Here is a 19,957-nt window from a genome sequence, read left to right as displayed (position 1 = left end):
CGCCGGCGGGTGCCGGCCATGGCCCCGGACGAGCGGCGGGCGGCGCTGGTGCGGGCGACGATTCCGCTGCTGCACGAGTTCGGGATGGAGGTGAGCACGCGGCAGATCGCGCAGGCCGCCGGGGTGGCCGAGGGGACCATCTTCGGCGTCTTCAAGGACAAGAACTCGCTGCTCGTCGCCGCCGTCACCCAGGCACTCGACCCCGAGCCGACGCTCGAGGCGCTGGGGACGATCGATCTGCGCGAGGAGCTGCGGCCGCGGCTGGCCCGGGCGGTCGAGCTGATCCAGGCGCGGTTCGAGAAGAACGCGCAGCTCATGTCGGCCGCGCGCAAGCTGGTGATGGCCGTCGGCTCGCATCCCGAGGCGGTGCAGCGGATGATCTCGTCGCGCGAGCGGCTGCACGCCGCGCTCGTGGAGGTCATCGCGCCCGACGCGGCCCGGCTGCGGCGTAAACCGGGTGAAGTGGCCCGGCTGCTTCTGCTCTATTGCGGAGCGAACACTTTTGGCCCGTTCGGCGAGTCCGACCGCTTCCATGGCGCGGAGCTCGTGTCGTTGCTCCTCGACGGGCTGCTTGTCCGAGACCCATCCGATCACGGGGGTGCCGAGCGGTGCTGATCCGACTGTTACGTGCGCGGCTGCGGCCGTACGGGAAATCGATCCTTCTGGTGGTGCTCTTCCAGTTCGTCGCCACGCTCGCGACGCTGTACCTGCCCACCCTGAACGCCGACATCATCGACAACGGCGTCGTGCCCGGCGACACCGGCTACGTCATGCGGGTCGGCCTGGAGATGCTCGGCATCACCGTCGTGGCGATCGTCGCGCAGATCGCGGCGGTCTACTTCGGCGCGCGCACCGCGATGGCGGTCGGGCGCGATCTGCGGGGCGCCATCTTCGAGCGGGTGATGGCCTTCTCGACGCGGGAGGTCGGGCAGTTCGGCGCGCCGTCGCTGATCACCCGGACGACGAACGACGTCCAGCAGGTGCAGATGCTGGTGCTGATGTCCTTCCTGCTGATGGTGTCGGCGCCGATCATGTGCGTCGGCGGCGTCGCGCTCGCGCTGCACCAGGACGCGCCGCTCTCGGGCCTGCTCCTGGTCATCATCCCGGTGCTGCTGGCCGTGGTGATCACGCTCGTGTCGATCATGCGGCCGCTCTTCCGCACGATGCAGGTGCGCATCGACAAGGTCAACCGGATCATGCGCGAGCAGATCACCGGCATCCGGGTGATCCGCGCCTTCGTCCGCGACGAGCGGGAGCAGGTGCGCTACGGCGAGGCGAACGACGAGCTGACCGACGTGTCGCTGCGGGTCGGCAAGGTGATGGCGGCGATGTTCCCGACCGTCATGCTGATCGTCAACATCTCCAGCGTCGCCGTGCTGTGGTTCGGCGGCCACCGGATCAACGACGGCGCGTTGCAGGTCGGCGCGCTCACCGCGTTCCTGAGCTACCTCATGCAGATCCTCATGGCCATCATGATGGCGACCTTCATGTTCGTCATGATCCCCCGCGCCGAGGTGTGTGCCGAGCGCATCGAGGAGGTGCTGGGCACCGAGACGTCCGTGCGACCGCCGGCGCAGCCGGTCACCGAGCTGCCGCTGCACGGGCACCTGGAACTGCGCGGCGTCGACTTCCACTATCCCGGGGCCGAGGCGTCGGTGCTCACCGGCGTCAGCCTGACGGCGCGGCCGGGCGAGGTGACAGCTGTCATCGGGAGTACGGGCGCCGGCAAGACGACGCTCCTCAACCTCGTGCCGCGGCTGTTCGACGCGACCGGTGGTGAAGTGCTCGTCGACGGGGTCGACGTGCGCCGTCTCGACCCGGACGTGCTGTCCCGGGCCGTCGGGCTCGTGCCGCAGAGGCCGTACCTCTTCAGCGGCACCGTCGCGTCGAACCTGCGCTACGGCAACCCGGACGCGACCGACGAGGAGTTGTGGGACGCGCTCGAGGTCGCCCAGGCCCGCGACTTCGTCGAGCGGATGGAGGGCGGTCTCGACGCCCCGATCGCGCAGGGCGGGACGAACGTGTCCGGCGGGCAGCGGCAGCGGCTCGCGATCGCGCGGACGCTCGTGCACCTGCCCGAGATCTACCTGTTCGACGACTCGTTCTCGGCGCTCGACTACGCGACCGACGCGGCGCTGCGGGCGGCGCTGGCCGAGCGGACCCGGGACGCGACCGTCGTGATCGTCGCGCAGCGGGTGAGCACGATCCGCGACGCCGACCGGATCGTCGTGCTGGACGGCGGCAAGGTCGTCGGCACGGGCACGCACGACGAGCTCATGGGCGCCAACGAGACGTACCGGGAAATTGTTTTGTCGCAGCTGACTGAGCAGGAGGCCGCGGCATGACCGACTGCACCGAGCGGCACTTGGCCGCACGTTCGGACGGCCTCGCCGGCGCGGGCCGGGAGGGCATGCCCAGGGGAGGCACAGCGTGACGGCACCGGGGGGACGACGGCCCATGGCAGGCCCGCCGATGGGCGGGCCGGGGCGGATGATGACGGCCGGGATGCCGGCGGAGAAGCTGCAGGACTTCCGGGGCTCGCTCAAGAGGCTGCTCGGCATGCTCAGGCCGCAGCGCATGCTGGTCGGCCTGGTGCTGCTGCTCGGCATCGCCAGCGTCGGCCTGTCCGTGGCCGGGCCCAAGGTCCTGGGTCACGCGACGGACATCATCTTCGACGGCGTGGTCAGCAAGGACCTGCCGGCCGGGGTCAGCAAGGAGCAGATCGTCGAGCAGCTGCGGGCCCGGGGCGAGAACACCCGCGCCGACATGCTGCAGGCGATGGACATCGTGCCGGGTCAGGGCATCGACTTCGGACGGCTGCAGCACGTGCTGCTGTGGGTGCTCGCGCTGTACGTGCTGGCGTGGCTCTTCGGTGTGCTGCAGGGCCGGTTGACCGCGACCGCGGTGCAACGGACGGTCTACCGGTTGCGCAGTGACGTCGAGGCGAAGCTGTCGCGGCTGCCGCTGTCGTACTTCGACAAGCAGGCGCGCGGCGAGGTGCTCAGCCGGGCGACCAACGACACCGACAACATCGCGCAGACGCTGCAGCAGACGTTCGCTCAGCTGACCACGGCGCTGCTGACGATCGTCGGGGTGCTGGCGGTCATGTTCTGGATCTCGCCGTTGCTCGCGCTGATCGCGCTGGTGACCGTACCTTTGTCGTTCTGGGTGACCATGCGCATCGGCAAGCGGTCGCAGCCGCAGTTCGTCGCGCAGTGGGCCACCACCGGCCGGCTCAACGGGCACATCGAGGAGATGTTCACCGGGCACGCGCTGGTCCGGGTCTTCGGCCGCGGCAAGGAGGCGGGCGAGACCTTCGAGAAGCACAACACCAAGCTGTACGAGTCCAGCTTCCGCGCGCAGTTCATCTCGGGCCTGATCCAGCCGGCCATGATGTTCATCAGCAACCTCAACTACGTCCTCGTGGCCGTCGTCGGCGGTCTGCGGGTGGCGTCCGGCTCGCTGTCGCTGGGCGAGGTGCAGGCGTTCATCCAGTACTCGCGGCAGTTCAGCCAGCCGCTGACGCAGGTCGCGAGCATGGCCAACCTGATCCAGTCCGGGGTGGCCTCGGCCGAGCGGGTCTTCGCCCTGCTGGACGCGCCCGAGCAGAGCCCCGACCCGGCCGGCTCCGGGGTCACGTCGGTGCGCGGCCGGATCGCCTTCGAGCACGTGTCGTTCCGGTACGCCGACGACAAGCCGCTCATCGAGGACCTGTCGTTCGTCGCCGAGCCCGGGCAGACCGTCGCCATCGTCGGTCCGACCGGGGCCGGCAAGACGACGCTGGTGAACCTGCTGATGCGCTTCTACGACGTGACGTCGGGGCGGATCACCCTGGACGGGGTGGACATCGCCACGATGCCGCGGGCCGAGCTGCGCGAGCACATCGGCATGGTGCTGCAGGACACCTGGCTGTTCGGCGGGTCGATCGCGGACAACATCGCGTACGGGGCGGACTTCCCACCGACGCGTCGGTGGCGGCGGCCGCGGAGGCCGCGCACGTCGACCGGTTCGTTCGCTCGCTGCCGGAGGGAATGGACACCGAGATCGACGAGGAGGGGTCCAACGTCTCCGCGGGCGAGAAGCAGCTCATCACGATCGCGCGGGCGTTTCTCGCGGAGCCGAGCATTTTGATCCTGGACGAGGCGACGAGCTCGGTCGACACGCGCACCGAGGTGCTGATCCAGCGGGCGATGACGACCTTGCGTACGGGCCGGACGTCGTTCGTGATCGCGCACCGGCTGTCGACGATCCGGGACGCGGACGTGATCCTGGTGATGGAGAACGGCGCGATCGTGGAGCAGGGGTCGCACGAGTCGCTGATCGCGGCGGGCGGGGCGTACGCGCGGTTGTACGCGGCGCAGTTCGCGCAGGCCGCGGTCGAAGTCGAGTAACCCTTCCCGGGCAACGCGAAGCGGGGCGGCCCTTTCGGACCGCCCCGCTCCTTGCTGCTCAGGAGAGTCAGCGCACCGTGACGGTGCCGCTGTCCTTCCAGTTGGTGAGCACGCCGGTGTCGGCGTCACCGTAGACGTACGCCCGGAAGACCCACTTGGAGCCGGACTTCTGACCGGTCCAGGTGCGGGTGTAGGTGCCGTCCTTGTTGATGATGCCCGTGCCGACGGTCACCCAGTTGTCGGTGCCGGCGGGCGCGCGCAGCACGCGGACCGCGAGGCCACGGATCTTCGGGTCACCGGCCACGTTCACGGTCACCGCGCCCTTGCTGGACGACCGGGCCGTGATGTCCGGGTCCTCCTTCAGGTTCACCTTGATCGTGTTCGAGTCGTTGGTGCCGTCGTTGGTCTTGAACCACCAGCCGGTGGTCGTGAACTCCGGCATGAACTCGTACGCCCCGGAGGCGCTGGCCGTCGTGCTGCCCAGCTCCTCCCAGTCCGCGTCGGCGGGCGCGCCGACCGGCTTGCCCCACAGCTTGAGCGTGGCGCCGTTGGCGGCCGTACCGGTGAGCTTGAGGTCACCGGCACCCAGCCGGAAGCTGGCGGCCGACTTCAGCGTCGGCGCCCCGGCCGGCGGCGTGGTGGTGCCGTTGGCCGCGATGGTGACGATGCCCTCGGTCACCGTCGCCGTGTTGTTGACGCCGGTGCCCTTCGCGATGATCGTCTCGGCCGGCTCGGCGGTGGTGTCCGTGCTGAGCTTCAGGTCCGCGACCTTCAGCGTCGAACCGGTCGAGGCACCCCACGGGATGCTGACGACCGTGGCGCCCGGGTTCGTGAAGTCGTTGTCGCTCGCGGCGACGCTGCCCTTCGACGACCCGCCCGAGAAGGTGACGATCGCCGAGGCGTCGCCCTGGCGCCAGCCGGTGAGCGTGCCGGTCACCGTGACCGTGTCGCCCTCCTTGCCGGTGACGCTGTTGATCTCCAGGTCCGGCACGGCGTCGTCGTTCTGGATGACGGCCTTGGCGGTCTTCGCGGTCGCCGCGGCGAGGAAGCTCGCCCCGGCGCTGCCGGCGTCCGGCGTGACCTTGAGCGGCAGGGTCTCGTCGGGCTCGTTGATCGTGTCACCGTTGACCAGGACGACCGGGTAGGCGCTGGTGCCCTCGGCCGGGATGGTGATCGAGTTGAAGTTCAGCAGGGTGTAGTCGTGGCCACCCGGCAGGCCGGACACGCCGCCCTGGCCGATGTCGCCGGCGGCGGCCAGGTCACCGGTGGTGACCGAGCTGTCGACCGCGACCGTGACGGAGATCGGGTGGTCCGACGGGTTGCTCAGCGAGACGGGCATGAGCCACGCACCGGCCTCGTTGCCCTCCTTGGCGACCTTGTCCGCGAAGACCAGGGTCGGCGTGGCGTCGTCGTCCGTGATCTTCACGGTCCGGTTGGCGCCCGGGTCGCTCAGGTTGACGGTCTGGGCGTAGGCGGACTCGACATCCAGCTTGATGTTGAAGGTCTCGCCGTCGGTCGCGGCCGGGCTGGCACCGCTGCCCTCGTCGATCTTGTCACCGAGGATGTCGACTTGGAACGTCTGCGTGGTGACACCCGGCGCGAAGGTCAGGGTGCCGGTGGCGTCGACGTAGTCCTTGCCGGGCAGGGCGTAGGTAAGCCCAGAGCCGTTCGTCTGGGTCGACCACTTGACCTGGACGGTTTGAGTGGAGGCCGAGCTCAGCGTGGCGGTGAAGGTGGCGGACTGCTTGCCGGAGTCGCCCTCGGTGACCGAGGTCGGCGTGATGGTCACCTTCGGCGCGTCGGCGCCCTGGGTGATCGTGGCGGTCGCCTTGTTGTTCGTGCCACTGATCGTGGCGTTGACCGGGTTCCGCAGGGTGACGTCGAAGTACTCGTCCGGCTCGCTGAGGCTGTCCCGCAGCGTGTTGACGGCGATCGAACCCGTGGTCTGCAGCGCCGGGATGGTCACCGTGCGGGTCGCCGGGTAGGTGAAGTCCGAGCCCGGCGTGGCCTGGTTGGTCTGAGCAGCCGTGGCCGCCGCGTCCCAGTCGACCGAGGTGGCCCGCTCGGAGCCGTGGTCGAGGCCGAGGCTGAAGTTGACCGTGCTGCCCTCGTTGACGTTACCGCCACCGGTGATCGACACGACCGGCGCCGACTGGGCGTCGCGGATGTTGACGGTGGTCGAGCCGGCCGCGGTCGACGCCGCCTGGACGGTGCCCGCCGACGTGCTGTTGACGGTGAACGACTCGACGTCCGCCGTGTCGTAGACGGTGTCCTTGGTGATGTTCACCGTCGCGGTGCCGGTGGTCTGGCCGGCGGCGATGGTCAGGGTGCCGTTGGTGAGGGCGGTGTAGTCCGTGCCCGCCTTGGCGGTGCCGTCCACAGTGTTCAGCGTGATGACCGTGGAGCTCCCGGCGACCGCGCGGTTCAGCGTCGCCGTGATCGTCGCGGTCGGCGTGGTCGTGGACTCGAGCACGGGGTCCGGCGTCGCGGACAGCGTGTAGGTCGGGACCGCGTCGCCGTCGTTGAGGGTGACGGATGCCACGCCGTAGTTGGTGGAGTCCACCTCGCCACGCATGGTGATGGTTTCGGCGCCCTCGTACGTGTTGTCGGCGATCGTGGTGACCGTGACCGTAGCCGACGAGCCGGCCGCAACCGTGACCGGCGAGGTCGGGGTGAACGTGAAGTCCGCCGGGTTCGCCGCGGTGCCGCCCGTCCAAGTCAGGGCGACGTTGTGCGACGCGGTGTCGGCGTTGGCGATGGTGAAGGTGACCGTGCCACCCTCGGTGACGCTGGCGGCGCCCGCGGTCACGGTGATGTAGCCGTGCGTGTCGGCCATGGCGGGTGACGAGAGCAGGACGGTCGGCACCAGGCCGATGACGCCGGCGACTGCGGCCGAGAGGATCGTCTTGGCCGACTTCGGGCCACGCAGCGCGAACGGCACCGAGCCGCTCTTGCTGGCGTGGGCTGGCTTGTAGCGCATGTGTTTCTGTCTCCTTCGGCGGCTGGGCCGCCTCCCGCTCGGGAGGTCCCTGGCTTTGCGTCCCCGCCTCTCGACGGGTTTGCCTTTCTCGGTGCCGCACGCGACGGCTGATGGAGCATCGGCCGTGAGGCCGGAATGGGCGGCGCGCACCGGCAAGCGCGGGGGAAACCTGCACCTGGGAACTGCGCCGCTCGTACTGTAACCACGGAAATATCGGCATGTGCGGGAATTGGACTTTTAGCCCGGACCGCCCTCTCCGACCCGATTCGTGACCGACGAACCGGCGCTTTGGCGTCTTTAAGAGCGGGCGCGGAGCAAAACGCGTTCGCCTGACATTCGCCTGCTCGTCAGCCGCCGGACGCCCGCGACTGATGCTGTATTGAGCATGAATGCAACTCGTCTCCTCAGCGGTCTCGCCGCGGCGGCGATCGTGGTGACTGTGCCCACGGTCGCGCTCGCCGGCGACTCGCACCCGGACCGGACGCAGGCTGCCAAGCAGGCGATCCAGGGCGGCAAGGCCCGCAACGTGATCCTGCTCATCGGCGACGGCATGGGCGACAGCGAGATCACGATCGCCCGCAACTACCAGGTCGGCGCGAACGGCCGGCTGAACCTGGACAAGCTGCCGCTGACCGGCGCGTACACCACCTACGCGGTGCAGAAGGACAACCCGGCACTACCCGAGTACGTGACCGACTCGGCCGCGTCCGGCACCGGCTGGGCGACCGGGCACAAGACCTACAACGGCGCGATCTCGGTCACGCCCGACGAGAAGCCGGTGCCCACCATCCTGGAGCTGGCGAAGAAGGCCGGCTACCGGACCGGTGACGTCACCACCGCCGAGCTGCAGGACGCCACGCCGGCCGTGCTCGGCTCGCACGTCGTCAACCGGGACTGCAAGGGGCCCGACGCGATGGCCACCTGCGCCGTGAACGACAAGGTCAACGGCGGCGCCGGCTCGATCGCCGAGCAGCTCGTGCAGACCCGGCCGGACGTGCTGCTGGGCGGTGGCAAGCAGTACTTCGACCAGACCGTCAAGGCCGGCAAGTACCAGGGCCGGACCGTCACGCAGCAGGCGCAGGCCAACGGCTACCAGGTCGTCACGGACGCCGCCGGGCTCGCCGCCGCCAAGGGCGACAAGCCGATCCTGGGCGCGTTCGCGAAGAACAACATGGACCTGGAGTGGGTGGGCCCGACCCCGACCCGCACCGGCACCGCCCCGGCGACGTGCGCGACCAACACGGCCCGCACCGCGAGCCAGCCGCACCTGGTCGACATGGCGACCAAGGCGATCACCGTGCTGGACAAGCAGACGCGCGGCTCGCGCAAGGGCTTCTTCCTGCAGATCGAGGGCGCCTCGATCGACAAGCAGGACCACGCCGCCAACCCGTGCGGCCAGATCGGCGAGACCGTCGGCTTCGACGCCGCGGTCAAGAAGGTCCTCGAGTACCAGAAGTCGCACCCCGACACCCTAGTCGTCGTGACCGCCGACCACGGGCACACCAGCCAGATCGTCGAGACGGCGACGCTGGGCTACACCGCCACGCTGATCACGCACGACAAGGCGAACATGACGATCAGCTACGCGACGTCGGAGATCACCGGCTCGCAGCAGCACACCGGCACCGAGGTGCGGATCGCCGCCGGCGGTCCCCAGGCCGCGAACGTCCTGGGCGTCACCAACCAGACGGACCTCTTCTTCACGATGAAGCGCGCGCTCGCTATCTCCTGAGCAAGTGCAGGGCCAGGGCCGGGCAGCGATCGACTGCCCGGCCCGCTGCCCGCTCCAGCTCCGGATCGACTTCCGCCGTACGGACGACCGGGTACCCCCACTCGTCCTCGGCGATCAGCTCGGGCAGCAGCTCGGCGCACAGGCCCCGGCCGTCGCACGCGGTCCAGTCGACGTGCAGTCTCATCGGGCTCCTTCCGCCAGACACTCCCCGTGCAGATGGGCGGTCACGTCCGCGGCGAAAGCGCGCATGGCGCTTTGCACGAGACGCACGGTCCCGTCCGGATGCCGGCACGCGCCCCGCCCCTGCACCAGCGCGGACAAGCGCGCGACCTCCTGCTCCAGACCCGGCCTGGCCCGCCGCGCGGCCAGATCGGCGAGCGTCGTCGCCAGCCGGGGCAACCCGTTGACGCACGGCCCGCACTGCCCGGCAACCTGTCCCGCGAGATAGCCGGTGATGCGCGCGGTCTCGGCCAGCCCGCACACCGACGCCGGTAGGACGTGGACGATCCCCGCGCCCGGCGAGCCCCCGTACGCGGCCAGCGCCGCCCGGCTCACCTCCAGCTCCGGCCACGCGGGCACCCAGCCGCCGTGGTAGCCGCCGAGCAGCACGGCCTGCGGCGGTCGCACCGGGCCGCCGGCCGCGTCGACGAGGTCGCCCAGGCGGACGCCGTACCCGGCTTCGAGCACACCCGGCGCCGCGACCGCCCCGCCGACGGTGGCCAGGAACGTGCCGGGCTCGTCCGGGGTGCCCGCCGTGCGGAACCACCGCGGCCCGAAGCGCACGATGAGGGCGATGTGCGCGAGCGTCTCGACGTTCTGCACGAGCGTCGGGGCGCCGCCGAGGCCGGCCTGCGTGATCCGGATCCGCTTGTCCGACGGTACGGCGGCCCGGCCGGCGAGCGCGTTCACGACCGCCGACTCCTCGCCCGCCACGAACGCGTCCGGGGCCACGGTGAGGTGCACGTCGGCGTTGCGCGTTCCGATCGCCGCGCGCATCGGGGCGTGGGCGGCGGGGTGGACGTACAGGTGCGTGGTTGTCGCTCCGAGGGCCCGGGCGACGATCTGCAGCCCGTCGAGGACCAGGTGCGGCTGATGGGTGAGCAGCGTCCGGTCCTTGCCGCTGAGGGGCTCGCCCTCGGCACCGTTGCCGATGACGACGGGGGCGCGGCCGGCTTTCGCGACGGCGTCGAGCTTTCGCCACGTGGGGAAGCCGGCGCCGCCCCGGCCGGCCAGTCCCGCTTCGCCGAGCATGGCGATCAAACGCGCAAGGTCGGGTTGCACGAAACGCTCATCGGTGCCGGCCAGCACGCGGCGCTCCACGGCCGGGCGCTTCATGGCCGGGCTCTCCACGGCCGGGCCCTCCACGGCCGGGCGCGGGTGAACAGTGGTCATCGGACGTCCTCCAGAGCTCGTGCCGAAACGCCCGCCGAAACCGAAGGCCGCACGCCCGCCGAAGCCGACGACGGCACGCCCGCCGGGGTCGAAAGCGGCGCGCCCGCCGGGGTCACAGGCCGGCGCCGTGGCACCCGGGCCGGGAAACGCTCGAAGACCGGCGACACCCGCCAGGCGACGGCGGCCGCCACGAGCCCGGCGCACAGGACGGCGACCGTCCGCAGCCACCAGGTCGAGCCGTCCGTGCCGGTCTGCCAGCCGTGCAGGACGGCGACGGGCCAGCACAGGTACGCGAGCCAGTGCACCGCCCGCCACGCCCGCGCCCCGATCCGGTGCCGCAGCAGGCTGGTCACGACGACGGCGAGCAGGAGGTCGATGCCGACGGTGCCGAGTCCGAGCCAGAAAGGCCGGTACTCCGCCAGGAAGGGCACCACCAGGTCGACGAGGTGCAGCTGCGCGTACGGGTCGAAGTAGAGGCTGACCACGTGCCCGGCCAGGAAGACGACGGCGAGCAGCGCCGCGTTCCGGTGCACCAGGTTGACCGCGAAGCGGGGCAGGCCGAACGCCGTACGCCCGGATCGTGCCCCGATGCCCAGCGCGACCACGACGGACAGCAGGACGAGCGCGACCAGCCCGGTCCCCCGCCCGAAGTACCAGAGGGCGTCGGTCATGCCGGCCACCCGCCCGTCCGCAGCACGTCGAGGTCCGGCGTGACGAGCCGGGCCGGCGCCTCGCCGAGCAGGCCGGCGGCGCCGTGGCCGAGGACGATCGCGGCGGTGGACAGTGTGTTCGCGCGGAGGCAGCAGAAGGCGGCGACCGAGACGGTACGCCAGACCACGCGCGCCGGACGGCCCGTACGCGGATCGAGGATGTGGTGCAGGCCAGGTCCCCAGGTGCGGCCGGCCGTACTCGATGTCGCCAGCGCACCACCGGCCGGCAGCCGCACGACGCAGCTCGGGTCGCCGGGTTTGTCCCGCACCAGCACCCGCCAGCCGCCCTCCGGAGCCGGGCCCGCCGTGGCGATGTCCCCGCCGAGCGCGACCAGCACCCCCACCCCGAGTTCCGCGGCCACGGCAGCGGCGGCCCGGTCGGCGGCGAAGGCCTTGGCCGTAGCTCCGAGATCGAGCAAAACCCCGTCCGGCACGGTCAGCGTGCCGGAGTGCAACGTCACCGCACGCCAGTCCGGGACGGGGAAGACGCGCACGGCCGGGGCCACCTGACGTCCCGTGAGGGCGGCGAAGTCCCGGTCGTACCCGAGCCCGCACAGCGCCGCGCCCACGGTCGGGTCGACGGCGCCGCCGGTCTGCCGGGCCGCTTCGAGGGCGGCGCCCACCAGGTCGGCGAGCAGCGGGCTGATCGGCACCGGGCGCCCGCGGGCCCGGCAGGCGTGCCGGAGCTCGGAGTCGTACCGGAACCGGCTGCACGCCGCGTCGACGGCGGCCAGCTCCGCCCGCACCAGGCGGGCCGCCGCGGGCACGGCGTCCGGCTCGGTGACGACGATCCGGGCGGTGGTTCCCCAGACCGGCCACTGCGCGGTGTCGCTGCCGACGGGCAGCGTCTCGACGAGCGGCATCACGACCCCCCGGAGGTGGCTTGGCCGGAGTCGCCGCTGCCGCCGCCGGAGAGCTGCGGCCAGTCGCTCGTGCCGCTGCTGTCCCCGGCCACGCTTCCGGCGTCGCCGCTGTCCGCGGTCGTGGTGCTCTCGCTGGTGGCGCTCTGGCTGGTGGTGCTCGCGTAAGCGGCCACCCCGACCGCCAGCGTCCCGGCCACGCCCGCGGCGGCCAGTGCCCCGGTGATCGCCGTGGTGCGGCGCAGTGCCCTGTCCCGGTCCATCGAATCGTCCCCCTCTTTGTTGACGACTCAATCACCATGCCGCGCCGGCTTCGGTCCTCTCTGTGCCTGTCCTGCGCACCTCCTGTGAACCCGACCGGCGCCGGCCGGCGCGCTCAGGACTCGCCGCGGTCGGACCAGCGGAAGGTGACCAGGCACAGTACGAAACCGATCACGCACCAGGCGCCCAGCACCGCGGCCGTGCGGCCGAGCTCCCAGCTGTTCGCGGCCTCGGAACTCGCGGCCGAGTCCGGCAGGAACACCGACCGGAAGCCCTGCGCCATCCACTTCACCGGGAAGACCGACGCCACCGTGATCATCCAGCCGGGCAGCTGGTCGATCGGGTTGATGAACACGCCGGAGAGGAACTGCAGCGCCACGACGGGGACGTTCAAGATCGCACCCGCCGTACGGGCGTGGCGCACCAGGGCGCTCGCGGCGATGCCGAGCAGGCCGCACGCCACGATGGACAGCACGAACAGCCAGCCGAACGTCAGCCAGGAGCCGGCGTCCCCGGGCAGCGGCATGCCGAAGACGAGCGTCCCGCACGCGAGCAGCACCACCACCTCGGCGGCGCTGAGGGCGGCGACCAGGAGCAGCTTGCCCAGGAAGTACGCCGGGGCGGTCACCGGCGTGCCGCGCAGCCGCTTGAGCGTGCCGTCCTCCCGGTCCATGGCGAGGCCGGCGCCCATCGTGACGAACGACGTCGACACCAGCCCGTACGCGATCATGCTCGCCGTGAAGACCCGGGCCGCGCCGACGCCGTCGCCGTCGTCCCCGCCGAAGATCGATCCGAAGAGCAGGAGCAGCAGCGCGGGGAAGAAAAAGGTGAAGACCAGGGCGGTACGGTCGCGGACGAACTGCAGGATCTCGACCCCACCCCGCCGTACGCCGAGCAGTGCCGTGCCGGGCAGGCTGTCCGCGCTCATCGTCCGGCTCCCGCGTCGCTGATCAGGCCGAGGTAGACGTCCTCGAGCGTGGGCCGCGTGACCGTGAGCGCGGACAGGTCGGCGCCCCCGGCCGCCAGCCGGACGACCAGTGCCGCGGGGTCGGCGGTGCGCTCCTGCCGGCCGTCCCAGCGCACCAGCGCCTCGGCGGTGGCCCGGCCGCCGAGCGTCGCCGGGGTCCCCTCGGCCACGACGGCGCCGCGGGCGATGACAGCCAGCCGGTGGGCCAGGGCCTCGGCCTCGTCGAGGTAGTGCGTGGTGAGCACGATCGTCACGCCCTCGGCGGAAAGCGTGCGGATCAGCTCCCAGAAGCGGCGGCGAGCCTCGGGGTCGAAGCCGGTGGTGGGCTCGTCGAGGAAGAGCAGCTCGGGGCGGCCGACGATGCCCAGGGCCACGTCGAGGCGCCGGCGCTGCCCGCCGGACAGCGTCCGTACCAGGGACTTCGCCTTGCCGGTGAGGCCGACCAGCTCGATCACCTCGCCGGGCGGGCGGGGCCGGGGATAGCAGCCGGCGATGTGCCGCACGGCCTCCGCGACGGTGAGGTCGCCGAGGTCCGAAGCGGACTGCAGGACGATGCCGATCCGCGCCCGCCAGCGCCGGTCCGCGTGCCCGGGGTCGGCGCCGAGGACGCTGACCTTGCCGGCCGACCGGCGGCGGTGGCCCTCGAGGATCTCGACGGTCGTGGTCTTGCCGGCCCCGTTCGGGCCGAGGAGCGCGAAGACCTCGCCGGGCGGCACGTCGAGGTCGAGGCCCGCGACGGCGTCGAGGGAGCCGTAGGTCTTGCGCAGCCCGCGGACACGGATGGCAGTCATGCCTCCGAGGGTGCCGGGTCCGGGCCCTCGCCGGGACGACCGATCGGCCCTCAACTCCTGTCCACTGATCGGTGGACAAACGGCGGCTACTCCCAGCGGAACTTGCGAGCCGCCAGCGTCAGCGCGACCGCCGCCGGCCGTTACTCCCAGCGGAACTTGCGAGCCGCCAGCGTCAGCGCGACCGCCGCCCACAGGGTCAGGCTCAGCCAGATGCCGCCCGGGACCGCCGTGCCGTTCGTGAGGGTGTCGCGCAACGCCTCGGCGTGGGCGGCCAGGGGCAGCAGGAACCAGCCGGCCGTCCCGAGGTCCGGCGCCGCGAACATGATCCCGCCCGCGGCCAGCATCAACACATAGATCAGGGTGGCCCCCGCCGTGACGGTCTCCGGGCGCAGGAGGCTGGCGATCAGGAGCGCGAAGCCGCAGTACGCCGCCGTGGCCAGCACGGTCACGCCGATGGCCGGCAGCAGATGGGCCAGCCCGGGGCGCCAGCCGACGGCCACGCCGACCAGGGCGAGGGCGAGGATCTGCACACCCACCAGGCACAGGATGGCGGCCGTCTTGGCGAAGAGCAGCCCGGGCCGGGTGAGCGGGGAGGCGCCGAGGCGCTTGAGGACGCCGTAGCTGCGCTCGTAGCCGGTGGTGATCGCCTGGCCGGTGAACGCGGTGGACATCACGGTCAGTGCCAAAACGCCGGGGACGACGAAGCCGAGGCGGTCGTCCGACGGCACGTTCGTCGCCTCGGTCAGGCCGGCGCCGAGGAGGACCAGCAGCGGGACGCCCATGGCCAGCACGACGGCCTCGCCGCGGCGGGCGGTGAGGACCAGCTCCATGCGGATCTGGCTCTTGAGGATGCTGCGCATGCGGGCCCGGCCGGGGGCGGGCGTGAAGGTGCCGGCGGTCATCGCGTCGCTCCCGCGGTCAGGGCCAGATAGACGTCTTCGAGCGTGCGGCGGCGGCTGTTGACCGCCGTCACCTGGGCGTCCGCCGCCGCGAACCACGCGAGCGCGGCGGCGAGGGCGTCGCTGGAGAGGGCGCCGGCGATCGCGTACTCGCCCGGGGCGTCCTCGGTGACCTTGACGTCGAGGCGGGCGGCGAGGTCGGCGACGGGCAGGCCGGGGTCCGCGCGCACCTGCAGCAGGTCGATGCCCGCCGCGGCCGTGAGCTCGGCGGGGGTGCCGGTGGCCGCCACGACGCCGTTGTCCATGATCACGACGTGGTCGGCGAGGCTCTCCGCCTCGTCGAGCAGGTGGGTGGTGAGCAGCACGGTGACGCCGTCGGCGCGCAGGCTCTCGACCAGCTCCCAGGTGGTCTGGCGGGCGCCGACGTCCATGCCGGCCGTGGGCTCGTCGAGGAAGACCAGCTCGGGACGGCCCACGAGGGCCACCGCGAGCGACAGGCGCTGCTGCTCGCCGCCGGACAGCCGGCGGAACCGGGTGCGGGCGAACTTTCGCAGGCCGAGCCGGTCGAGCAGCATGTCCACATCGAGCGGATTCGCGGAGTACGACGCGAAGAGGCGCAGGATCTCCCCCGCGGTCGCCCACGGGTAGACGCCGCCGGACTGCAGCATGATGCCCAGCCTCGGCATGAGCGCGTCGTGGTCGGCGATCGGGTCGAGGCCCAGCACCCGCACCGAGCCGCCGTCCGGCCCGCGGAAACCCTCGCAGACCTGCAGCAGGCTCGTCTTGCCGGCGCCGTTGTTGCCGAGCAGCGCCAGGATGGATCCGCGCGGCACCGACAGCGACACCCCATCGACGGCGGTGACCTCGCCGTACGTGACGACGACGTCGCGTACGTCGACGGCGTTCTCAGGCATGGACGAAACTGTACTCACCGCCTCCGGCCCGGCCGTCCGCCCCACGCCAGGGTGTGGCTTACCACGCGGACATTCGGTATTCTCCGCGTTGGGAGCGCTCCCAACGGAGCGGGGGCAGGCCGCCGGCCCGGGTCCCGGTTCCCCCCGTCGATCCGCCCGTCACGCGGATCACCGGGCCGGCGGCCTGAACGACTAGATTGCTCGCATGTCCGCAGTCGAGATCTTCACCGACGGCTCCTGCGCGCCCAATCCCGGCCCGGGCGGCTGGGGAGCCGTCCTGCGCTGGGGCACCTCGGAGAAGGACCTGTGCGGCGGCGAGGCCACCCCCACCACGAACAACCGCATGGAGCTCATGGCGCCCATCCGCGCCCTCGAGATCCTGAACCGCGCGCCGCTGACGGTGCTGCTCTACACCGACAGCATCTACGTACGCGACGGCATCACGAAGTGGCTCCCCCGCTGGAAGGCCAACGGCTGGCAGACCTCCGCCAAGCAGCCCGTCAAGAACGTCGACCTGTGGCAACGCCTCGACGCCGCCGTCCGCCGCCACGACGTGCAGTGGCACTGGGTCAAGGGGCACGCCGGCCACCCGGAGAACGAGCGTGCCGACCGGCTGGCCGCGCGCGGGCTGCAGGAGGCACTGGCCGCGGCGCGCGGCTGAGCCTGCCCTCAGGACCGGCGCGGCTTGGGCACCAGCGGCACGGTCCGCGCACCGGCGTCGGCGATTTTCGCTTTCTCGGGGGCGACTGCCGTCCCGGACGCGACCGCCTTCTCGGTAGTGGCCGCCTTCGCCGCGGTGACCGCTTGCCCCGGGTTGACCGCTTTCGCCGGGGTGACCGCTTGCCCCGGGTTGACCGCTTTCGCCGGGGTGACCGCTTTCGCCGGGGTGACCGCTTTCGCCGGGGTGACCGCTTTCGCCGGGGTGACCGCTTTCGCCGGGGTGGCCGTGGCGTTGTTCGCGTGGGTGGCCGGGGGCGGGTTGCCGGGGACCTTCGCGCGGGCGACGCGGTCGGAGGACAGGCGGTAGGTCGGGCCCTCGACGAGTTCGTCCGGCACGTGGTGGCGCCCGCGCTTGCCCGGCGGCGTGGCCGGCACGGCTGCGGCGGCCGCCTGGCGCCGGGGGCCGAGAAGCCGCGCGGCCAGCGAGAACGTGCTACGGGTCGCCTCGTCGTAGCCGTCGCGGTAGGCCTCGTCCCGGTCGGCGGTCGCGCGGTGCCACTGGTGCAGGCGGCCCAGGGCGTACCCGGCGCTCGCGAGGAAGACGACCAGCAGGGTCAGCATGAGGGTGTCGTCGCCTGGCGCGGTCATGGCTGCGATTCTCGCGAACGGCATAGACGGAGAGCTATCGCCTGTTCGGCGTACCCCGATCGGGTCGACGACGCTCGAAGCAGCCGCCGCGGCACCCGGCCGGACCGGGCCGGGCACGCGATGGCACACCCGGCCGGCTCAAGCCGGACGCGCGAAGGAGCGCCCGGCCGACTCAGCCCGCCCGCGCGCCAAGGTGCGCCCGCGCGCGAGGGTGCGCCCACGCGGAGATGTGCTCGCGCGGAGACGTGCTCGCGCGGAGACGTGCTCGCGCGGAGACGTGCTCGCCGGGCCGGGCACGCGATCGCGCGCACCCGGCCCGGACAGTCCGCACCCGGCCCGGAGGCTCAGCTCGCCGCGCCCGACGGCGGTGTGCCGCCGGGGCCGCCGGCGCCCGGGGCACCGGACGGCGGAGTCCCGCCCGGCGCGCCCGACGGCGGGGTTCCTCCCGGGGCGCCCGACGGCGGGGTTCCTCCGGGTGCGCCGCCGCCGGACGGGGCGTCGCCGCCGCCGGTCTCCTCGCCGGCCGGGTCGATGTGGATGGTGAGCGTCGCCTGGTAGCCGTCGGTCACCGAGCCCGTGACCGCGGCGAGCTCCGTGGCGGCCGAGTCGTCCCCGAAGACGTTGTCGGTCGCCAGCGAGACCTGGCTCATGTTGGTGACGCTCTTGCTGTAGCCGTCCGTGGCGTACACCGTGTCGGCCGCCGTCTCCGGGATGGCGATCTGCGAGGTCTTGACGATCGGGCCGTCGCCGCTCGTGGCGTTCTCCAGCGACGAGTAGACCTCGAAGTGGATGTGCGGCCACCGCCCCGAGTAGCACGCCGGGAAGATGCTGGTGAAGCTCACCGTACCGGTGTCGTCGGTCTCCTGGATGCCGCGCAGGTAGTTCTGGTCCGTGATGCCCTCGGAGTAGAGCGAGTAGTTCCCGTCCCGGTCGCAATGCCACGCGTAGACGGCCGCCCCGGCGACAGGCGCACCCGTCAGATCCTGCACGACCAGCGAGAATTCCAGGGGTACGCCCTCGGTGGTCCCGCTGGCGTCGCCGAAGGACGAGCGGATGTCCTTGCGGACGATGCCGTCCAGGGTCCGGGCGTCCGGCCCGTTGGAGCCATCGGCGGGGTAGGGGCCGGCCGTCTCCGACTCGACCTCGGTCAGCCCCGACGACGCGGTCGCCGTGGCCGCGGCCGTGACCTCCGCCTCCGAGTCGGTCGAGCAGGCGGCCAGCAGGGTCAGCGCCCCGGCGCCCCCGAGCCCGGCGAGCAGCCGGCGCCGGGACATGGTCCGCAGGTCGAAGCGCAGGCCCTTGTCGTGGACCCGGCGGACGTATGCGGCGTTGTCCTCGATCTCCGCCATCGGATGTGGTTCCTTCCCTCGTCGGATCGATGCTTTCAGGAGACGTGATGTCACTGTGGGTCACCTGTGCCGTCCTTGTGACGACCATGTCGGCCCCGCACGGGTGAACTCGCCGCCATCCCCCGCGCGCGCCCGGCCCCGAGCGCGTGTGACGGATCACGGCGTCGCCGAGCCGGAGTCCGGGCTTCGGCTCGCAAGTGGGCAGGTCGCCCGAACACCGGGGTCGCATCCGGACAACCTGACCGCGCGGCGGGACGGGAGCCGGTCTCCGGCGCAGGCCGTCGTGGTCCGCCGGACACGCTCTAGGCTCCCGTGGTGCCCGTCGATCTGTACATCGCCGTCCGCGTGGCGGCGGACGGTCCCGTCCCGGGGCCTCACTCGATGCTCGCCCTCGGGATGGCCACGGCCGGAACCTTCGACGGCACGACCTTCACCCGGCACGACCCCACCACGTTCCACTGCGAGCTGCAGCCGATCTCCGCCGAATTCATCCCGGAGACGCTGGCCGCCACCGGTCTCGACAGGGCAAGCCTCGCCCGTACGGGCACCGCGCCCGTCGTGGCCATGCGCCAGAACGCCGCGTGGCTGACCGAGCAGGCGGCCCGGCACGACGCCCGGCCCGTCCTCGTGGGGCGGACGCTGGGGCACGACTGGATGTTCATCAGCTGGTACCACGCGCGCTTCGGCGGCGGCTCCCCGCTCGGCGAGGCCGCGCACCTCGATCTCACGACCCTGTACGCCCTCCGCGCCGGCCGCCCCCTTCACGCGGTCACCGGCCCGGAGATGGCGGAACGGCTGCTCGGGCACCGCCGGCTACCCGGTCATGTGCTCGACGACGCCCTCGAACAAGCAGCCCTGCTCGCCGCGCTTTTGTAAAGAACTGTTGCGCAACAGCTCTTTACTATGCGACGGTAGGGTCGTGCCCGAGATCAAGGACGCGGCGGTGCTGCGGGCCGTCGCCCACCCCCTGCGCCGCCGCCTGCTCGACCTGCTCCGGGTCGACGGCCCGGCGATGCCGAGCGCGCTGGCCCGAGCCACCGAGCAGGCCGTCGCCAACATCAGCCACCACCTGCGCGTGCTCGCGGCGGCCGGCCTCATCGAGGAGGCGCCGGAGCTGGCCCGCAACCGCAAGGAGCACTGGTGGCGGATGCCCGACCGGAGCATCCGCTGGGACGACACCGACTTCCTCGACGACCCGGCCGCCCTGGCCGCGCGCGACTCGGCGCTGGCCCTGGGCCTGCAACGACAGGTCGAGCTCACCACCGCGTGGCTCGGCAGCGACGCAGCCAAGGAGGAACCGTGGACCACGAGCGCCTTCTCCACCGACGGATTCCTGCGCCTCAGCCCGGCGGAGCTCGCCGCGCTGGGCCAGGAGATCCAGGACGTGATCGACCGCTACGCGA

At 71.9% G+C, this 19,957-nt stretch carries 18 protein-coding genes, 1 pseudogene and 1 riboswitch; of the genes and pseudogenes, 7 read left to right on the top strand and 12 right to left on the bottom strand.

Going from position 1 to position 19,957, the window contains the following annotated elements; translation table 11 throughout:
- Nucleotides 1–18: 18 nt before the first annotated feature.
- From RBH18_RS35700 to RBH18_RS35690, 3 genes and pseudogenes are all read left to right on the top strand, one after another.
- Nucleotides 19–615, top strand: a complete 597-nt coding sequence (locus RBH18_RS35700) for a TetR/AcrR family transcriptional regulator (protein ID WP_306214912.1) — start codon at nucleotides 19–21, stop codon at nucleotides 613–615.
- Nucleotides 609–2,345 carry an ABC transporter ATP-binding protein gene (locus RBH18_RS35695; protein ID WP_306214911.1) on the top strand — a complete coding sequence of 579 codons (1,737 nt, stop codon included), beginning with the start codon at nucleotides 609–611 and terminating at the stop codon, nucleotides 2,343–2,345. The genes RBH18_RS35700 and RBH18_RS35695 overlap by 7 nt, the downstream gene beginning before the upstream one ends.
- Before the next feature lie 112 nt (nucleotides 2,346–2,457).
- Nucleotides 2,458–4,391 (top strand): annotated as a pseudogene (locus RBH18_RS35690) (ABC transporter ATP-binding protein).
- Nucleotides 4,392–4,458: 67 nt separating this feature from the next.
- Here the strand turns inward: RBH18_RS35690 and RBH18_RS35685 are convergent.
- Entirely contained in the window at nucleotides 4,459–7,371 is a 2,913-nt protein-coding gene (locus RBH18_RS35685) for a beta strand repeat-containing protein (RefSeq protein ID WP_306214910.1), read from the bottom strand.
- Between the two features lie 14 nt (nucleotides 7,372–7,385).
- Nucleotides 7,386–7,465, bottom strand: a riboswitch (cyclic di-GMP riboswitch).
- A gap of 291 nt (nucleotides 7,466–7,756) precedes the next feature.
- On the opposite strand from RBH18_RS35685, the gene phoA reads away from it, so the two are divergent.
- Nucleotides 7,757–9,103, top strand: a complete 1,347-nt coding sequence (phoA, locus tag RBH18_RS35680) for an alkaline phosphatase (protein WP_306214909.1) — start codon at nucleotides 7,757–7,759, stop codon at nucleotides 9,101–9,103.
- On the opposite strand, the gene RBH18_RS35675 is transcribed toward phoA, so the two are convergent.
- The 9 genes from RBH18_RS35675 to RBH18_RS35635 all read right to left on the bottom strand — a co-directional run bounded on the left by RBH18_RS35675 (nucleotide 9,093) and on the right by RBH18_RS35635 (nucleotide 15,897).
- Nucleotides 9,093–9,287: a ferredoxin gene (locus tag RBH18_RS35675; protein WP_306214908.1), complete on the bottom strand. Its 195-nt coding sequence runs from the start codon at nucleotides 9,285–9,287 to the stop codon at nucleotides 9,093–9,095. The two genes, phoA and RBH18_RS35675, sit on opposite strands and share 11 nt — an antisense overlap.
- Nucleotides 9,284–10,495 carry an NADH-ubiquinone oxidoreductase-F iron-sulfur binding region domain-containing protein gene (locus RBH18_RS35670; RefSeq protein ID WP_306214907.1) on the bottom strand — a complete coding sequence of 404 codons (1,212 nt, stop codon included), beginning with the start codon at nucleotides 10,493–10,495 and terminating at the stop codon, nucleotides 9,284–9,286. Before RBH18_RS35670 ends, RBH18_RS35675 begins: the two co-directional genes overlap by 4 nt.
- On the bottom strand, nucleotides 10,492–11,166 hold the full coding sequence (locus RBH18_RS35665) for a ferric reductase-like transmembrane domain-containing protein (protein WP_306214906.1): 675 nt from the start codon (nucleotides 11,164–11,166) through the stop codon (nucleotides 10,492–10,494). The genes RBH18_RS35670 and RBH18_RS35665 overlap by 4 nt, the downstream gene beginning before the upstream one ends.
- Nucleotides 11,163–12,068 carry an FAD:protein FMN transferase gene (locus tag RBH18_RS35660; RefSeq protein WP_306214905.1) on the bottom strand — a complete coding sequence of 302 codons (906 nt, stop codon included), beginning with the start codon at nucleotides 12,066–12,068 and terminating at the stop codon, nucleotides 11,163–11,165. Before RBH18_RS35660 ends, RBH18_RS35665 begins: the two co-directional genes overlap by 4 nt.
- Nucleotides 12,068–12,328 carry a hypothetical protein gene (locus tag RBH18_RS35655; protein WP_306214904.1) on the bottom strand — a complete coding sequence of 87 codons (261 nt, stop codon included), beginning with the start codon at nucleotides 12,326–12,328 and terminating at the stop codon, nucleotides 12,068–12,070. The genes RBH18_RS35660 and RBH18_RS35655 overlap by 1 nt, the downstream gene beginning before the upstream one ends.
- 113 nt (nucleotides 12,329–12,441) lie before the next feature.
- On the bottom strand, nucleotides 12,442–13,254 hold the full coding sequence (locus tag RBH18_RS35650) for an ABC transporter permease (RefSeq protein ID WP_306214903.1): 813 nt from the start codon (nucleotides 13,252–13,254) through the stop codon (nucleotides 12,442–12,444).
- A complete protein-coding gene (locus RBH18_RS35645; protein ID WP_306214902.1) occupies nucleotides 13,251–14,084 on the bottom strand; it encodes an ABC transporter ATP-binding protein in 834 nt (277 codons plus the stop codon). Before RBH18_RS35645 ends, RBH18_RS35650 begins: the two co-directional genes overlap by 4 nt.
- A 140-nt stretch (nucleotides 14,085–14,224) precedes the next feature.
- Entirely contained in the window at nucleotides 14,225–14,986 is a 762-nt protein-coding gene (locus RBH18_RS35640; RefSeq protein ID WP_306214901.1) for an ABC transporter permease, read from the bottom strand.
- Nucleotides 14,983–15,897, bottom strand: coding sequence for an ABC transporter ATP-binding protein (locus RBH18_RS35635; protein ID WP_306214900.1), 915 nt, complete (start codon nucleotides 15,895–15,897; stop codon nucleotides 14,983–14,985). The genes RBH18_RS35640 and RBH18_RS35635 overlap by 4 nt, the downstream gene beginning before the upstream one ends.
- A gap of 205 nt (nucleotides 15,898–16,102) precedes the next feature.
- On the opposite strand from RBH18_RS35635, the gene rnhA reads away from it, so the two are divergent.
- On the top strand, nucleotides 16,103–16,558 hold the full coding sequence (rnhA, locus tag RBH18_RS35630) for a ribonuclease HI (protein WP_306214899.1): 456 nt from the start codon (nucleotides 16,103–16,105) through the stop codon (nucleotides 16,556–16,558).
- Nucleotides 16,559–16,566: 8 nt separating this feature from the next.
- Here rnhA and RBH18_RS35625 read toward each other — a convergent pair whose 3' ends face one another.
- Together RBH18_RS35625 and RBH18_RS35620 are read right to left on the bottom strand one after the other, a co-directional pair.
- Nucleotides 16,567–17,205 carry a hypothetical protein gene (locus RBH18_RS35625; protein WP_306214898.1) on the bottom strand — a complete coding sequence of 213 codons (639 nt, stop codon included), beginning with the start codon at nucleotides 17,203–17,205 and terminating at the stop codon, nucleotides 16,567–16,569.
- Nucleotides 17,206–17,549: 344 nt separating this feature from the next.
- Nucleotides 17,550–18,554 carry a dioxygenase family protein gene (locus RBH18_RS35620; RefSeq protein WP_306214897.1) on the bottom strand — a complete coding sequence of 335 codons (1,005 nt, stop codon included), beginning with the start codon at nucleotides 18,552–18,554 and terminating at the stop codon, nucleotides 17,550–17,552.
- Between the two features lie 315 nt (nucleotides 18,555–18,869).
- Between RBH18_RS35620 and RBH18_RS35615 the strand changes: the two genes are divergently transcribed.
- Together RBH18_RS35615 and RBH18_RS35610 are read left to right on the top strand one after the other, a co-directional pair.
- On the top strand, nucleotides 18,870–19,430 hold the full coding sequence (locus RBH18_RS35615) for an exonuclease (protein WP_306214896.1): 561 nt from the start codon (nucleotides 18,870–18,872) through the stop codon (nucleotides 19,428–19,430).
- A 43-nt stretch (nucleotides 19,431–19,473) separates the two neighbouring features.
- Nucleotides 19,474–19,957 (top strand): winged helix-turn-helix domain-containing protein (locus RBH18_RS35610; RefSeq protein WP_306214895.1); only part of this gene is annotated, 484 nt, incomplete at its 3' end.

The sequence above is a fragment of the Actinoplanes oryzae genome (assembly GCF_030757795.1).
Classification (GTDB): domain Bacteria; phylum Actinomycetota; class Actinomycetes; order Mycobacteriales; family Micromonosporaceae; genus Actinoplanes.
This window is presented reverse-complemented; position numbering and strand designations above follow the sequence as displayed.

Excerpts from the sequence above, each read along its gene's own strand:
- RBH18_RS35700 (WP_306214912.1), top strand. The coding sequence starts at position 19 with ATGGCCCCGGACGAGCGGCGGGCGGCGCTGGTGCGGGCGACGATTCCG.
- RBH18_RS35685 (WP_306214910.1), bottom strand. The coding sequence starts at position 7,371 with ATGCGCTACAAGCCAGCCCACGCCAGCAAGAGCGGCTCGGTGCCGTTC.
- phoA (WP_306214909.1), top strand. The coding sequence starts at position 7,757 with ATGAATGCAACTCGTCTCCTCAGCGGTCTCGCCGCGGCGGCGATCGTG.
- RBH18_RS35675 (WP_306214908.1), bottom strand. The coding sequence starts at position 9,287 with ATGAGACTGCACGTCGACTGGACCGCGTGCGACGGCCGGGGCCTGTGC.
- RBH18_RS35670 (WP_306214907.1), bottom strand. The coding sequence starts at position 10,495 with ATGACCACTGTTCACCCGCGCCCGGCCGTGGAGGGCCCGGCCGTGGAG.
- RBH18_RS35665 (WP_306214906.1), bottom strand. The coding sequence starts at position 11,166 with ATGACCGACGCCCTCTGGTACTTCGGGCGGGGGACCGGGCTGGTCGCG.
- RBH18_RS35660 (WP_306214905.1), bottom strand. The coding sequence starts at position 12,068 with ATGCCGCTCGTCGAGACGCTGCCCGTCGGCAGCGACACCGCGCAGTGG.
- RBH18_RS35655 (WP_306214904.1), bottom strand. The coding sequence starts at position 12,328 with ATGGACCGGGACAGGGCACTGCGCCGCACCACGGCGATCACCGGGGCA.
- RBH18_RS35650 (WP_306214903.1), bottom strand. The coding sequence starts at position 13,254 with ATGAGCGCGGACAGCCTGCCCGGCACGGCACTGCTCGGCGTACGGCGG.
- RBH18_RS35645 (WP_306214902.1), bottom strand. The coding sequence starts at position 14,084 with ATGACTGCCATCCGTGTCCGCGGGCTGCGCAAGACCTACGGCTCCCTC.
- RBH18_RS35640 (WP_306214901.1), bottom strand. The coding sequence starts at position 14,986 with ATGACCGCCGGCACCTTCACGCCCGCCCCCGGCCGGGCCCGCATGCGC.
- RBH18_RS35635 (WP_306214900.1), bottom strand. The coding sequence starts at position 15,897 with ATGCCTGAGAACGCCGTCGACGTACGCGACGTCGTCGTCACGTACGGC.
- rnhA (WP_306214899.1), top strand. The coding sequence starts at position 16,103 with ATGTCCGCAGTCGAGATCTTCACCGACGGCTCCTGCGCGCCCAATCCC.
- RBH18_RS35625 (WP_306214898.1), bottom strand. The coding sequence starts at position 17,205 with ATGACCGCGCCAGGCGACGACACCCTCATGCTGACCCTGCTGGTCGTC.
- RBH18_RS35620 (WP_306214897.1), bottom strand. The coding sequence starts at position 18,554 with ATGGCGGAGATCGAGGACAACGCCGCATACGTCCGCCGGGTCCACGAC.